Annotated in this window: 11 protein-coding genes; 9 read left to right on the forward strand and 2 right to left on the reverse strand. The window is 68.3% G+C overall.

The genetic code is table 11. The annotated features are described in order from the left end of the window. The gene (locus tag NWF24_RS20860; RefSeq protein WP_258350185.1) at positions 1-1,278 is read right to left on the reverse strand and encodes an ANTAR domain-containing protein; all 1,278 of its coding nucleotides are present in this window, start codon (positions 1,276-1,278) and stop codon (positions 1-3) included. 266 nt (positions 1,279-1,544) lie between these two features. On the opposite strand from NWF24_RS20860, the gene NWF24_RS20865 reads away from it, so the two are divergent. Further along, positions 1,545-2,804, forward strand: a complete 1,260-nt coding sequence (locus tag NWF24_RS20865; protein WP_258350186.1) for an MFS transporter — start codon at positions 1,545-1,547, stop codon at positions 2,802-2,804. A gap of 20 nt (positions 2,805-2,824) precedes the next feature. Here NWF24_RS20865 and NWF24_RS20870 read toward each other — a convergent pair whose 3' ends face one another. Further along, positions 2,825-4,546 carry a bifunctional protein-serine/threonine kinase/phosphatase gene (locus NWF24_RS20870; protein WP_258350187.1) on the reverse strand — a complete coding sequence of 574 codons (1,722 nt, stop codon included), beginning with the start codon at positions 4,544-4,546 and terminating at the stop codon, positions 2,825-2,827. A gap of 64 nt (positions 4,547-4,610) precedes the next feature. Between NWF24_RS20870 and nirB the strand changes: the two genes are divergently transcribed. From nirB to NWF24_RS20910, 8 genes are all read left to right on the forward strand, one after another. After that, the gene (gene nirB, locus NWF24_RS20875; protein ID WP_258350188.1) at positions 4,611-7,055 is read left to right on the forward strand and encodes a nitrite reductase large subunit NirB; all 2,445 of its coding nucleotides are present in this window, start codon (positions 4,611-4,613) and stop codon (positions 7,053-7,055) included. A 14-nt stretch (positions 7,056-7,069) separates the two neighbouring features. Continuing rightward, positions 7,070-7,861, forward strand: coding sequence for a type IV pili methyl-accepting chemotaxis transducer N-terminal domain-containing protein (locus tag NWF24_RS20880; RefSeq protein WP_258350189.1), 792 nt, complete (start codon positions 7,070-7,072; stop codon positions 7,859-7,861). 16 nt (positions 7,862-7,877) lie between these two features. Beyond that, positions 7,878-8,276, forward strand: a complete 399-nt coding sequence (gene nirD, locus NWF24_RS20885) for a nitrite reductase small subunit NirD (RefSeq protein ID WP_258350190.1) — start codon at positions 7,878-7,880, stop codon at positions 8,274-8,276. Positions 8,277-8,279: 3 nt separating this feature from the next. Then, positions 8,280-11,075, forward strand: a complete 2,796-nt coding sequence (locus NWF24_RS20890; protein ID WP_258350191.1) for a nitrate reductase — start codon at positions 8,280-8,282, stop codon at positions 11,073-11,075. A 196-nt stretch (positions 11,076-11,271) separates the two neighbouring features. Beyond that, positions 11,272-12,177, forward strand: a complete 906-nt coding sequence (ybiB, locus tag NWF24_RS20895) for a DNA-binding protein YbiB (protein WP_258350192.1) — start codon at positions 11,272-11,274, stop codon at positions 12,175-12,177. Then, a complete protein-coding gene (gene cobA, locus NWF24_RS20900) occupies positions 12,174-12,980 on the forward strand; it encodes a uroporphyrinogen-III C-methyltransferase (protein WP_258350193.1) in 807 nt (268 codons plus the stop codon). The genes ybiB and cobA overlap by 4 nt, the downstream gene beginning before the upstream one ends. A gap of 86 nt (positions 12,981-13,066) precedes the next feature. Continuing rightward, positions 13,067-14,188 (forward strand): ABC transporter ATP-binding protein, encoded by a 1,122-nt coding sequence (locus NWF24_RS20905; RefSeq protein ID WP_258350194.1) that lies wholly within the window; start codon positions 13,067-13,069, stop codon positions 14,186-14,188. Between the two features lie 70 nt (positions 14,189-14,258). After that, the gene (locus NWF24_RS20910; RefSeq protein ID WP_258350195.1) at positions 14,259-15,527 is read left to right on the forward strand and encodes an ABC transporter substrate-binding protein; all 1,269 of its coding nucleotides are present in this window, start codon (positions 14,259-14,261) and stop codon (positions 15,525-15,527) included. The last annotated feature ends 10 nt before the right edge of the window (positions 15,528-15,537 follow it).

Below are 15,537 nucleotides of genomic sequence, written 5' to 3' on the forward strand. Positions count from 1 at the left end.
TCAAGACATGATCACTTGCAGGCTGTGCTCATACGACGCGGTAAGGCGCTCGAAGGTATCGACCAGCGCGTCGCTGGAGCGCACCAGCGTGGCACGGCCGTCAGCGCTGTCGAGCGTGCGCACGCCGCCGACCAGCCGCAGCCATTCGTCGCGGGCGCTGGCCAGCGCGGCGCGGATCTCGGTGGTGCTGAGCGGCGCGTGCTCCAGTTCGAGCAACGCGGCCTCGAACTCGGCCATGGTCGGCACCAGCCGCGCGTTCGCGGCCTTCTCTTTCAGCGCGGCGGCCAGCAGTGCGTCCTTGGCCAGCCGCTGCGCACGCATGCGCTGCCGCCCGCAGATGTTGACGATGCGCAGCGCGCGCCGTGCGCCCGAGGTTTCGAGCGCCTCAGTCAAGGCCTCGGCGGCGCAGAGCAGCACTTCCGCGCGCTGGTCGATGTCGGCCAGCCCTGCTGCCGTCGGCCGTGCGGTCAAGGCAGTGGCCAGCCCGCTCCACGCGGCTTGCGCATCCCCCAGCGCCTGCGCGCCAACCGCGCCGAGCCCGAGGGCCGCCAGATGATCAAGGTTCTGCTGCACCCGTTCGGCCGACTGCGTGCGCAGCACCCGCGCCCGCTGCGCGTCGATGCTGCCCAGCAACTGCGCCGCCACGCGCACCAGCCGCTGCGAGAGCATGCGCAGCTGCCCGGCACGGTTGATCGCGTCGGCCCACTGCGCCGCCTCGATGACCGAGCGCGACACCTCGCCCAGACGCAAGTTGGCGTGCATCGCCGCGCCGCGCAGCAGCCCGAAGGCTTCGTCCTCGCCGATGCCGCGCGCGGACATCAGCAGGCCCTTGGCGCGGTCGACCCACTTGCGCTCGTCCATGCGGGTGCGCAGGCTCTCCAGTTCGGTGCGCAAAGTGGCCTCGCGCTGCCAGCGCGACTGGGCTCGGGCGGTCAATGCGGCGAGCGATGCGGCATCGATGGCATCGATCTGCATCCACGCGTGCACGCCGAGCGCGACCAGTTCTTCATGCTGCGCGCCGCTCAACGGCGCGCTGGCAAGGCTCAGCGCACACGGCGGCAGACCGGCCCACGTGCGCAATGCGTCGAGCAGCGCGGGCGTGGGCAAAGGCAGGCAAATCAAGGCCTGTCGAGGGGCCAGCGCCTCGACTTGCCGCGCGAAGCTGCCGCAATCCGCGCAGCCGAGCACGTCGAGACCAGCGACGGACAGTGCCCGCGCAAGCGCCTCGGGCAGCACGAGGCCGGCAGGTTCATCGGGCAGGACAACGAGAAGGGACATCTTGGGGAAGCGGTGTGGGAACGCACCGCGAGCATAGGCCACGCCCGCGCGAACTCGCGGGCACGCCTCTTGCATGAAACGGAGCGCGGTGTAACGAAGCACCGCTTTGGTGATGAGGCTGCAGGCCCCTGCAGCCGGCCCGGCAATTCACACGCCGTGCACACCCCCACGCCGACAGCGTCCGCTGCCGGCACTCCGCCCCCAACTCCGTCCGTCGACACGACCTCTCCAGGGTCGCGCCGCGGCTTTTCGCATCTTTGAACGCCATGTCCAGCTTCAGGAATTTCTTGCAATCAGGCCACAGCCCGACACTGTTCGCGGCCTTCCTGTACTTCTCGTTCTCCTGCTGCATCTGGGTGCTCAACGGCGCCATGGCGCCCTTCATCGGCGAAACCTTCAACCTCTCGCCGGCGCAGAAGGGCTTGATGCTGTCGGTGCCGATCATCGCGGGCGCGCTGATGCGCTTTCCGCTGGGCATCCTGTCGCAGTACATCGGCCGCAAGAAGGCCACGCTGGTCGAGATGGGCCTGATCGCGGTGGCGATGCTGTTCGGCTTCTTCTTCGTCAAGAGCTTCAACGACCTGCTCGCCATGGGCGTGCTGCTGGGCATTGCGGGCGCCAGCTTCGGCGTGGCGCTGTCGCTGGGCTCGGGCTGGTTCCCGCCGCAGCACAAGGGCCTGGCCATGGGCCTGGTGGGCGCGGGCAACGTGGGCACCGCGGTGTCGGTGCTGGTGGCGCCGCCTCTGGCGAACTGGCTGGGCTGGCAGGCGGTGTACGGCGTGGCCGCTGTCGCCATCCTCATTCCGATGGTCGTGATGGTGGTGTTCGCCAAGGAGCCACCAGACGTGAACGCTCATTCGAGCTTCCGCGAGCACATTGCCTGCCTGTTCGAGAAAGACGGCTGGGTGTTCAGCCTGATCTACGGCGTGACCTTCGGCGGCTTCATCGGCCTCACGACCTTCCTGCCCTCCTACTACTACGACCAGTTCGGCGTGAGCAAGGTGCAGGCCGGCCAGCTGACCATGCTCGCGGCCTTCATGGGCGCGGCGGTGCGCGTCGTGGGCGGCTGGATCTCCGACCGCTGGGGCGGCGTCAACACGCTGACCGTGGTGCTGCTGGTGGTGGCCGTGAGCCTCGTGCTGGTGGGCTTCTCTTCAGGCTCGCTGACCGTCACCACGCTGGTGCTGATCGTCTGCTTCGGTGCACTGGGTGCCGGCAACGGCGCGCTGTTCCAGCTGGTGCCGCTGCGCTGGCCCACAAGCACGGCAGTGGCCGGTTCGATGATCGGCGAGATCGGCGCGCTGGGCGGCGGCCTCGTGCCCAACGCGATGGGCCTGTCGAAGCAGTATCTGGGCAGCTACATCTGGGGCTTCGTGTTCTTCGCGGCGCTCTCGCTGGTGATGCTGGGCGTGATGCGCGTCATGCAGATCCGCTGGACGCGCACCTGGGCCGAAAAGGGTGGCCGTGCGCGTGTCACGACGCCGCACGCCGCGGCCACTCATATTCGAAAGACGGCACGCTCATGACACGTCCCGCCGTTTTCCGCTCAACGTGGCAGGAACAACAGCCACACGATGAGCAGCACGTTGAACAGCACCGACACGCCAAGCGCGAGCTGGTAGAGCGCGAGCGGGTCGCGGCGGATCAGCGGCGTGGTGGCGGGCGCATTCACCGGGCGGGAAGCGCCGCGCTCCAGCGCGAGCAGCAGTTCCTCGGCGGTTTCGAAGCGCTCGCGCGGATCGCGGGCAACGGCCTTGCGCACCAGATGGTCGAGCCAGATCGGCACGTCGGGACGGATGCGCGAGAGCGCGACCGGATCGCGCCGGTAGCGCGCCACCTGGTAGGGCTCGATCTCGCCGTAGGGCAGATGCCCGGTGAGCCACTGGTACAGCGTGACGCCGAGCGCGAACAGGTCGCTGGCCGCGTCGGCGGTGCCGCCCTCCTCCCACTGCTCGGGGTTGATGTAGCTCGGCGTGCCGGCATGCAGCTCGCGCTGGGCAGCGCCTTCGCGGCCAGACAGCGCCACGCCGAGGTCGATGATGCGCCAGTGCCCGTCGTCGCCCAGGTGCAGGTTGCCGGGCTTGATGTCGCGATGGATCACGCCCTGCCGGTGCAGCCGGCCGAGCGCACGGCTCAGCTCGATGCCGGCGGCCACCACCTCGGCCACCGCGCCGCGCGCGTTCGCCTTGCGCAACTGCTCCAGCGTGCGCCCGCCATGCCAGTCGAACACGATGTACAGCGCGCTCGCGTTCTCGGCACGCTCGTGCACACGAACGAAACCACTGCCGCCAATACCTCCGACGCGCAGCCCCAGCCACGCCTCGTGCGCCAGCATCGCGCGTTCCTGCGGATCGCCGGCACGCGAGGGATGCAGCGTCTTCAGCGCGACCAGCTCGCGCGTCTGCGGATGCCGCGCCTGGTACAGCAGGTGCACGCCGGTGTCGGCCACCAGCGCGGTGATGGCGTAGCCGTCGAGCACGTCGCCCACTTTCAGCGCGGGCGGCGGTGCGAGCCGGCGACCGTCGCCGAGTTCGTCGTCGAGCTGGCGCGCATCGAGTCCCACCACGCGGATGACCAGCGCGGTCGCGTTGTCGCGCGTGCCGGCATCGAGCGCCGCATGCACCAGCGCCTCGCTGGCCGCTTCGGCATCGCCCTGCAGGGCCAGCGCGGCCACCTGCTGCGGCTTGAGCACGCCGTGCACGCCGTCGGAACTCAGCACGAAGCAATCGCCCACGCGCACGTCGCCCTGGGCGTAGTCAACGCGCACCTGGTCGTCCAGGCCGATGGCGCGCGTGAGCCGGCTGCGCATGTCGGGGTGGTCGAAGGCATGGTCCTGCGTGAGCGGCACGGCCGGCCCGCCGCCGGCGCGCACGCGCCAGGCGCGCGTGTCGCCCACGTGCGCCAGCGTGTAGCTCTGTCCGTGCAGCACCAGTGCAGTGAGCGTGGTGAGCGCGGTGCCGCCGTCCTGCTTGCTCTGGCGCCGGCGGTTGTGGTCGGCCAACCAGCCGTTCTGCGCGCCGATCAGGCGGTCGAGCGCGGCGGTCGGCTCCCACGTTGCGGGCGTGGCGAAGTAGTCGGCCAGCAGGCCCATCACCGTGGTCTGCGCCGCCTCGCGGCCGTGCCCGCCGCTCGACACTCCATCGGCAATGGCTGCGATGAGGCCGCGTGCCTCGTCGCCCGACGGCGCATGCACTGCACCGGCGAAGTCTTCGTTCAGCTCGCGCGGTCCGCGCTGGCTGCTGTAGCCGATGTCCACTTCAAAGCTCATGGCGCGATTCTGAACGCGCGCCGCGGGCGCCCGTTTGCTTGATTTCCCTGAAAGGTCCAGCCCCATGAAGAAAATGAAACTCGTGATGGTCGGCAACGGCATGGCCGGCGTGCGCACGCTCGAAGAGCTGCTGAAGATCGCGCCCGAGCTGTACGACATCACCGTCTTCGGCGCGGAGCCGCATCCCAACTACAACCGCATCCTGCTGTCGCCGGTGCTGGCGGGCGAGCAGACGGTCGACGAGATCGTGCTCAACAGCTGGGAGTGGTACACGGACAACAACATCACGCTGCACGCCGGCAAGAAGGTGGTGGAAGTCGACCGCGTCAAGCGCATCGTGCGCGCCGTGGATTCGCAAGGCGATGTCACCGAGGCCGCCTACGACCGCCTGCTGATGTGCACCGGCTCCAACCCCTTCATGCTGCCGGTGCCCGGCAAGGACTTGAAGGGCGTGATCGCCTACCGCGACATCGCCGACACCGACTACATGATCGAGACCGCGCGCACGCACAAGAACGCGGTGGTCATCGGCGGCGGCCTGCTGGGCCTGGAAGCCGCCAACGGCCTGATGCTGCGCGGCATGAACGTGACAGTGGTGCACGTGATGCCCTGGCTGATGGAGCGCCAGCTCGACGACGTGGCGGGCAAGCTGCTGCAGAAGTCGCTGGAAGACCGGGGCCTGAAGTTCCTGATGGGCGCGCAGACGCAAGACCTAGTGGGCGGTGAAGATGGCCGCGTCAAGAGCATCCGCTTCAAGGACGGCACCGAAGTGGCCGCCGACCTGGTGGTGATGGCCGTGGGCATCCGCCCCAACGTGGAGCTGGCCGAGAAGATGCGCCTGCACTGCAACCGCGGCATCGTCGTCAACGACACCATGCAGACCGTGACCGATGCGCGCATCTACTCGGTCGGCGAATGCGCGGCGCACCGCGGCATTGCCTACGGCCTGGTCGCTCCGCTGTTCGAGCAGGCCAAGGTGGCGGCCAACCACCTGGCGCAGTTCGGCATCGGCCGCTACCTGGGCTCGCTCACCTCCACCAAGCTGAAGGTGACGGGCATCGACCTGTTCTCGGCCGGCGAGTTCATGGGCGGCGAAGGCACTGAAGAGATCGTCATGAGCGACCCCTTCGGCGGCGTCTACAAGAAGCTGGTGATCAAGGACGACAAGCTGGTGGGCGCCTGCCTCTACGGCGACACGGTGGACGGCAGCTGGTACTTCAAGCTGCTGCGCGACGGCCGCAGCGTGCACGACATCCGCGACAAGCTGATGTTCGGCGAATCGAACATCGGCGACACCGGCCACGAGGGCCACAACAAGGCCGCGAGCATGCCCGACGACGCCGAGGTCTGCGGCTGCAACGGCGTGAACAAGGGCACCATCTGCAAGGCCATCAAGGAAAAGGGCCTGTTCACGCTCGACGAGGTGAAGAAGCACACCAAGGCGAGCGCCAGCTGCGGCTCGTGCACTGGGCTGGTCGAGCAGATCCTGATGTTCACCGCCGGCGGCGACTACTCGGCCACACCCAAGAAAAAGGCCGTGTGCGGCTGCACCGACGCAAGCCACCAGGACGTGCGCGACGCAATCCGCAAGGAGCACTACCTGACGCACGACGAGGTGTATCGCAACCTCGGCTGGCGCACGCCCAACGGCTGCGCTACCTGCCGCCCGGCCATCAACTACTACCTGATCAGCACCTGGCCGAAGGAGGCCAAGGACGATCCGCAGAGCCGCTTCATCAACGAACGCAGCCACGCCAACATCCAGAAGGACGGCACCTACTCCGTCATCCCGCGTATGTGGGGCGGCCACACCACGCCCGACGAGTTGCGCCGCATTGCCGACGCGGCCGACAAGTACAAGATTCCGACCGTCAAGGTCACGGGCGGCCAGCGCATCGACCTGCTGGGCGTGAAGAAGGAAGACCTGGAAAACGTCTGGAAGGACATCGGCATGCCCAGCGGCTTTGCCTACGCCAAGTCGCTGCGCACGGTGAAGACCTGCGTGGGCAGCGAGTGGTGCCGCTTCGGCACGCAAGACTCCACGCAGATGGGCAAGGACCTGGAGCGCGCGCTGTGGGCCATGTACTCGCCGCACAAGGTCAAGCTGGCGGTGTCGGGCTGCCCGCGCAACTGCGCGGAGGCCGGCATCAAGGACGTGGGCGTGATCGGCGTCGACTCGGGCTGGGAGCTGTACGTGGGCGGCAACGGCGGCATCAAGACCGAGGTGGCGCAGTTTCTCGTGAAGGTGAAGACAGCCGAGGAAGTGATGGAGTACTCGGGCGCCTTCCTGCAGCTGTACCGCGAAGAGGGCTGGTACCTGGAGCGCACGGTGCACTACATCGGCCGCGTGGGGCTGGACTACGTGAAGAAGAAGATCCTCGAGGACGCCGAAGGCCGCAAGGCGCTGTGGGAGCGCCTGCAGTTCGCGCTCGACGGCGAGCCCGATCCGTGGTTCGAATCGGCGCAGGCCTCGGTGGACGTGCGGCAGTTCACGCCGCTGACGGCGTGAGCGGAGAAAACGGGTTGAAACGCAGGATCTTCATCGCTTCCGCGGCAGTGGCCGGCCTGGGCGTCGGCCTGCGCGCCAACGCGCAGATTGCCGACCTCAACGACGCGATCAACAAGGCGGGCCGCCTGCGCATGCTGTCGCAGCGTGCGAGCAAGGCCTACCTGGCGCTGGTGCAGAAGGTGGAATCGCGCAATGCGCAGCAGGTGCTCGACAAGTCGATTTCGCTGTTCGAGCGCCAGCTTGGCGAGCTGAAGGCCTTTGCGCCCAGCCCGGCAATCCGCGCCACCTACGAGTCGCTCGACGGCGCCTGGAACGCGTTCAAGAACGAGCTCACGGATGCAGCGCCAAGCATGGAAGAAGCCGCCCGAGTGGTGAAGTTGGACGCCACGGTGCTCGCGCTCGCCAACCAGGGCACCGCGCAGTACGAAGCCGCTTCGGGCAAACCGGTGGGCAAGCTGGTCAACATTGCCGGCCGCCAGCGCATGCTGTCGCAGCGCATGGCCAAGTTCTACCTGGCCACGGCCATGCAGATCGATCCGGCGGGCAGCACGGCCGAGATCGGCAAGTCGCGCGCCGAATTCCTGGCCGCGCTCGAAGTGCTGCGCAACGCGCCCGAAGCCACTGCGCAGATCAGGCAGGAGCTGGTGCTGGCCGATGCGCAATGGATCTTCTTCAACCGGGGCCTGCAGCGCCTCGAAGGCGCCGGCGCCTCGCCTGCGTTGATGTCCGACGTGTTCGTCAGCAGCGAGAACCTGCTGGCGATCATGGACCGCGTGACCGGCCTGTATTCAGAAATCAAGACATAGACGAGAGAGCCCCACCATGAGCGATTGGAAAGTCATCTGCCGCATCGACGACATCCCCGTGCTCGGCGCCCGCCGCGTGACGCGGCCTGCCGGCGTGGACGTTGCCGTGTTCCGCAACGCCGAGAACGAGGTGTTCGCGCTGCTCGACCGCTGCCCGCACAAGGGCGGCCCGCTGAGCCAGGGCATCGTGTTCGGCACCAGCGTGGCCTGCCCGCTGCACAACTGGGCCATCGGGCTGGACGACGGCTGCGCCAGGTCGCCCGACGAAGGCTGCACGCCGAAGTTCGCCGTGAAGGTGGAAGACGGCGTGGTGCACCTGGACGCGGGCGAGCTGGCCACGCACGCCATCGACCTGGAACGCCCGGTCGCCGGCCCGAAGCCGTTCGCGGTACTGACGGTTCTTCCGCTGGAATAACCCATGACGCTCGAGACCCGCTCCACCTGCCCCTACTGCGGCGTAGGGTGCGGCGTCATCATCGAATCGCAGGGCAGCGAGATCACCGGCGTGCGCGGCGACCCTGACCACCCGGCGAACTTCGGGCGCCTGTGCACCAAGGGCTCGACGCTGCACCTCACGGCCAGCGCCACGGTCACGCGGCAGACGCGGCTGCTGCAGCCCATGCAGCGCCTCGTGCGCGCAGAAGCGCCCACCGCGGTGACGTGGGACACCGCGCTCGACAACGCCGCCGGCAAGTTCGCGCAGGTGATCCGCGACCACGGCCCGGACTCGGTCGGCTTCTACGTGTCGGGCCAGTTGCTCACCGAGGACTACTACGTCTTCAACAAGCTCGCCAAGGGCCTGATCGGCACCAACAACGTCGACACCAATTCGCGCCTTTGCATGAGCAGCGCCGTGGCCGGCTACAAGCAGACGCTGGGCGCCGACGCGCCGCCCGCCTGCTACGACGACCTGAAGCACGCCGACTGCCTGTTCATCGTGGGCAGCAACACGGCGTGGGCGCACCCCATTCTTTTCCGCCGCATCGAGGACGCGAAGGCCGCGAACCCGGCGCTGAAGATCGTGGTGGCCGACCCGCGCCGCACCGACACGGTCGAGATCGCCGACCTGTTCCTGCCCATCCAGCCCGGCACCGACGTGATGCTGTTCAACGGCATGCTGCACCTGATGCTGTGGGAAGGCTGGATCGACGCGAAGTACATCGCGGCGCACACCAACGGCTTCGACGCATTGAAGGCGACGGTGCGCGAGTGCACACCGGACAAGGTCGCGCAGGTGTGCGGCATCCCGAAGGAAGACCTGCTCGAGGCGGCGCGGCTGTTCGCCACCTCGCCCGCCACGCTGAGCCTGTACTGCCAGGGCCTGAACCAGTCGTCGAGCGGCACGGCGAAGAACGCTGCTCTCATCAACTTGCACCTGGCGACCGCGCAGATCGGCCGCGCCGGCGCGGGCCCGTTCTCGCTGACCGGCCAGCCCAATGCGATGGGCGGGCGCGAAGTCGGCGGCCTTGCCAACCTGCTGAGCGCGCACCGCGACCTGGCGAACCCCGATCACCGCGCCGAAGTGGCCGCGCTGTGGGGCGTGCCCTCGGTGCCCGAGAAGCCGGGCAAGACGGCGGTCGAAATGTTCCAGGCCGCGGCCGACGGCGAGATCCGCGCGCTGTGGATCGCCTGCACCAACCCGGCACAGTCGATGCCCGACCAGGCCACGGTGCGCCGCGCGCTGGAACGCGCCGAGTTCGTCGTGGTGCAGGAAGCCTTCGCCACCACCGCCACCTGCGCCTTTGCCGACCTGCTGCTGCCCGCCACCACCTGGGGCGAGAAGGAAGGCACCGTGACCAACAGCGAGCGCCGCATCTCGCGCGTGCGCCCGGCTGTGCCGGCGCCCGGCGAGGCGCGCAACGACTGGTCGATTGCAGTGGCCTTCGCGCACCGGCTCGAAAGGCAGCTGGCCCGCGCGTTCACGCTGTTCCCGTACGAGACGGCCGAATCGGTCTGGAACGAGCATCGCGAATCCACGCGCGGGCGCGACCTGGACATCACCGGCATGAGCTACGCGATGCTGGAAACCGCCGGCCCGCAGCAATGGCCGCTGAAGGAAGGCGAAAGCACCGGCCGCGTGCGCCTCTACGAAGACGGCGTGTTCCCAACGCCCGATAGCCGCGCCCGCTTCGTCGACACGGTCTACAAGCCGGTGGCCGAAGCCCGCGAGGCCCGCTACCCCTTCTCGCTGAACACCGGCCGCCTGCGCGACCAGTGGCACGGCATGAGCCGCACCGGTACTGTCGGCCGCCTGTTCGGCCATGTGTCTGAGCCGGTGGTGCAGATGAACGCGCAGGACATGGCGCGCCGCCAGATCCGCGAAGGCGACCTGGTGCATCTGACGTCGAAGCGCGGCTCGATCATGCTGCCCGCGCGTGCCAGCGCCGAGGTGGGGATGAGCCAGGCTTTTGTCGCCATGCACTGGGGCGAGGAGTACCTGAGCGGCTGCTCGTCGAACGGCACACGGCTCGCGGGCATCAACGCGCTGACCACGCCGGCCTACTGTCCGACCTCGAAGCAGCCCGAGCTGAAGCACACGCCGGTGAAGATCCTCAAGGCCGAGCTGCCGTGGTCGCTGCTGGCCATGGCCTGGCTGCCCGATGGCGACGCGCTGGCCGCGCACCGCGCGCTGCAGCCGATGATGGCGCTGTTTCCTTTTGCGACCTGCGTGCCGTTTGCCGGCAACACGCAGGGCGCCGAACGCAGCGGCCTGCTCTTTCGCGCCGCCGCGCACGACGCACCCGACGACACGCTGGTCGAGAAGATCGAAGCCCTGCTCGGCCTGCAGACCGCCGACACCCTGCGCTACGCCGACCGCCGCCGGGGCCAGCGCCGCTCGGCCCGGCTGGTGCGCCGTGCCGACGGCAGCGCCGGCCTCGAAGCCTTCCTGCTGGGCGGCGACACCAGCGCCGAAACCTGGATCTCCACGCTGCTGCGAGAGGAACTGCCGGCGCAGAGCTACGGCCGCCTGCTGCTGTCGCCGGGCTCGAAAGCGCCGGTGGCGGTGCAGTCGCGCGGCAAGACGGTGTGCACCTGCTTCAACGTGGCGGACGTGGCGATCCAGACCGAACTGGGCCGCTGCACCGGCACCGCCGACGAGCGGCTGGCCAAGCTGCAGGGCGCGCTGAAGTGCGGCACCAACTGCGGCTCGTGCATTCCGGAGCTCAAGCGCATGGTGCGGGCGACGCCGGCCGAAGCGGAGGCGACGTTGTGATGCGCCGTCTGCATTGCCCCCGCTCCCCTTGGGGAGAGGGCTGGGGTGAGGGTGAGCGGCAATGACGACCGCGCGATGTTGCAAGGCCGCTGCCCTCACCCTGACCCTCTCCCGCAAGCGGGAGAGGGGACAAGACACCCGATGCATAAGCCAACTCACATTCCGGCATAAGCGTTGCAGGACAATCCGCCTACCCATGGGAATCAGCCAATACATCAAGGAAATCGGCCGCGGCGCACGAGGCGCCAAGCCGCTCACGCGTGAACAGGCCACCGACCTGTTCGGCCAGGTGCTGGACGGCACCGTCACCGACCTCGAAATCGGCGGCTTCTGCCTGGCCATGCGCATCAAGGGCGAAACGCCCGAGGAGATGGCCGGTTTTCTCGATGCAACCCATGCGCGGCTCAACCGCATTCCCACCGGCGACCGGGCGCTGGTCGTGCTGCCCAGCTACAACGGCGCGCGCAAGCTGCCGGTGCTCACGCCGCTGCTGGCGCTGCTGCTGGCGCGCGAAGGCCTGCCGGTGCTGGTGCACGGCAGCGCGAGCGAAACATCTCGCGTGCTGGCGTCGAACGTGCTCTCGGCGCTCGATGTGCCGCCCATGACCGCTATCCGCCCCATCGCCAACGGCGAAGCGGCCTTTGCCCCCACCGAACTGCTGAACCCCGCGCTCAAGCGCCTGCTCGACGTGCGCCGCGTGGTCGGCCTGCGCAACCCGGGCCACAGCGTGGTGAAGCTGATGCAGCCCACCGCCGGCCCCTGCGTGGTGGTGGCCAGCTACACGCACCCCGAATACGCCCGCACCATGGGCGAGACCTTCGAGCTCACGGGCATGACCGCCCTGCTCTCACGCGGCCTCGAGGGCGAAGTGGTGTCCGACCCGCGCCGCACCGCGCAGATCGACGGCTTCGTGCGCGGCGTGCGCACCGAGTTGCAGGCGCAGCAGGCCGGCACCACCGCCGAGGTGCCCGGTCTGCCGAAGGAAATCGACGTCGCCACCACAGCCGACTACACGCGCCGCGTGCTGGCAGGCGAGCTTCCCGTGCCCGAAGCCATTGCGGCGCAGGTCAGGCACATCACGCAACTGGCATCCCACGCATGAACAACGACACCCCCACCTCCTTCATCACCGGCCGCTGCACGCTGGTGGGCGCCGGCCCGGGCGACCCGGAGCTGCTGACCGTCAAGGCCGTGAAGGCGATCCAGGCCGCGACGGTGCTGCTGGTCGACGACCTCGTGAACGACGAGATTCTGGCCTACGCCCGCCCCGGAGCGCGCATCGTGCATGTGGGCAAGCGCGGCGGCTGCAAGAGCACGCCGCAGGCCTTCATCGAGCGGCTGATGATCACCGCAGTGCGCGAAGGCGAAACCGTGGTCCGCCTCAAAGGCGGCGACCCGTTCATCTTCGGCCGCGGTGGCGAAGAAGTGGAGCACCTGCGCGAAGCCGGCATCGAGTGCACCGTGGTCAACGGCATCACCGCCGGCCTCGCGGCCGTGACCGCGCTGGGCGTGCCGCTCACGCACCGCGACCATGCGCAGGGCGTGGTGTTCGTCACCGGCCATGCCAAGACCGGCGCCGGCGCAGCCGAAGACCCGACCGACTGGCGCGCGCTGGCCGCGACGGCGTACAACGCGCGGCTCACGCTGGTGATCTACATGGGCGTGTCGGGCGCCGGGCACATCGAACGTGAACTGCTGCAAGGCCTTCCGGGCGACACGCCGGTGGCCGTCATCCAGCATGCAAGCCTGCCGCACCAGCGGCACATCGCGACCACGCTGGGCAACCTGCAGAACGGCATCGCCGAGGCCGGCCTGGCCAGCCCGGCGGTGATCGTGGTGGGCGACGTGCTGCGCGGACTGGCAGCCGCCGAGGTACCGGTGGACGCGGACAAGTTCGGTACCTGATCGGCACCTGACCAGGGCGAGGACAGCACGAGCGGCACGGGCGCCGCGCACCACAACGTGGCATGGATCGTGCTGAGCCATCGGCAATGAATGCCGTCGCCACGCCCGAACCCGCCGCAGTCGAGATCGTCGCGCTCACCAAGCGCTATGCCCCCGGCACACCGGCCGCCGTCGACCAGATAGACCTGCGCATCGCCAGCGGAAGCTACTGCTGCCTGCTCGGCCCGTCGGGCTGCGGCAAGAGCACCACGCTGCGCATGATCGCGGGCCACGAGTCCGTCACCAGCGGCGACATCCTGCTGGACAACCGCAACATCACCGACCTGCCCGCGGCCGCGCGCGGCACGGCGATGATGTTCCAGAGCTTCGCCCTGTTCCCGCACCTCTCGGCCACCGACAACGTGGCCTTCAGCCTCAAGATGAAAGGCGTCGGCAAGGCCGAGCGCCACAAGCGTGCCAACGACCTGCTCGCGCGCGTCGCGATGGGCCACCTGGCCAACCGCAAGCCGGGTGAACTTTCCGGCGGCCAGCAGCAGCGCGTGGCGCTGGCGCGTGCCCTCATCACCGAGCCGCGCGTGCTGCTGCTCGACGAGCCGCTGTCGGCGCTCGACCCCTTCCTGCGCATCCAGATGCGCGCCGAGCTGCGGCGCTGGCAGAAGGAACTGGGCCTGACCTTCGTGCACGTCACGCACTCGCAGGAAGAGGCAATGGCGCTGGCCGACACCATGGTGGTGATGAACCACGGGGTGATCGAGCAGGTCGGCTCGCCGCACGCGGTCTACAACCACCCGGCTAGCGAGTTTGTCGCGCGCTTCATGGGCGGCCACAACGTGTTCGACACGCCGGCCGGCCCGATCGCGGTGCGCAACGACCGCATGCGGATCGCCGCGGCTTCGGAGGGCGACGCGGCTGGCACTGCCCTTGCTGCCACCGTCACCGACGTCGAGTACCAGGGCACCTACGTGCTGCTCGGCCTGGCGCTCGAAGGCGCTGCCGCCGGACGCCAGAACGTCTCCTTGCTGCTCGGCGAAGCCGCTTTCCTCGCGCGCCCCTATGCGCACGGCGAGGCGGTGCGCCTCTCGTGGGCCGAGGCCGACGCGCGCGTGCTCGGCCCCGGCGTCAAGCCGCCGGGCGAGCGGGCTTCGGCACCCGCCGGTGCCGGGGCACATCAGCGCGACGACACGGCCGCGCTCGCCATGACCCTGTGAGCGCATCCGCAACCCGCTTCTCTTTTTCCTGCGTTCGTTTCTTTCCACTTTTTTCTCTGGAGACTCAGCCATGACCGATTCCATCGACTCGTCCAACGGCGTCAAGCGCCGCACCCTCCTGCAAGGCACGGCCGGCATCCTGGCCACGGGCATCGCGCCCTTCGTGCATGCGCAGGAAAAGATCGTGCTGCGCTACCTCGGCACCGCGGTGAACCAGGACAAGGCGATCGCCGAGAAATTCAAGGCCGACACCGGCATCGAGATCCAGTACGTGGCCGTGACCACCGACGACGTGACCAAGCGCGCCGTGACCGCCCCCAACAGCTTCGACCTGATCGACACCGAGTTCTTCTCGCTCAAGAAGATCGTGCCGACCGGCAACCTGAAGGGCATCGACACCAAGCGCGTGAAGAACGCCGACAAGATCACCTCGCTCTTCACCAAGGGCGAAGTGGCCGGCAAGAAGGTCGGCAACCAGGGCACGGCGCCGGTCAAGGTGATCTACCTCGAGGGCGAGAAGAGCAAGGTCTTCGCGAAGTCGGCCACGCAGTTCATGTCGCTGATCCCGACCACCTACAACGCCGACACGTTGGGCATCCGGCCCGACCTGATCAAGCGCCCGATCTCTTCGTGGGCCGAGCTGCTGAACCCCGAGTTCAAGGGCAAGACCGCGATCCTGAACATTCCGTCGATCGGCATCATGGACGCGGCGATGGTGGTGGAGGCCAAGGGCATCCACAAGTACGCCGACAAGGGCAACATGACCAAGGCCGAGATCGACCTGACGATCAAGACCCTGATCGAGGCCAAGAAGGCCGGCCAGTTCCGCGCGCTGTGGAAGGACTTCAACGAGTCGGTGAACCTCATGGCCTCGGGCGAGGTCGTGATCCAGTCGATGTGGTCGCCCGCGGTCACGGCCGTGCGCAGCAAGGGCATCGACTGCACCTTCCAGCCGCTCAAGGAGGGCTATCGCGCCTGGGCCTCGGGCTTCGGCCTGCCGGCCACGCTCTCGGGCAAGAAGCTCGACGGCGCCTATGAGTTCATCAACTGGTTCCTCGACGGCTGGGCCGGTGCGTACCTCAATCGCCAGGGCTACTACAGCGCCGTGCTCGACACCGCCAAGACCAAGATGGAAGCCTACGAGTGGGCCTACTGGATGGAGGGCAAGCCCGCCGCGCAGGACATCAAGAGCCCACAGGGCGACGTGATCGCCAAGGCAGGCTCGGTGCGCGACGGCGGCAGCTATGAGCAGCGCATGGGCGGCATCGCCTGCTGGAACGCGGTGATGGACGAGAACGAGTACATGGTCCGCAAGTGGAACGAGTTCGTCGCTGCCTGAGCTTCGGCCT

The sequence above is a fragment of the Variovorax paradoxus genome, from assembly GCF_024734665.1.
Taxonomy (GTDB): domain Bacteria; phylum Pseudomonadota; class Gammaproteobacteria; order Burkholderiales; family Burkholderiaceae_C; genus Variovorax.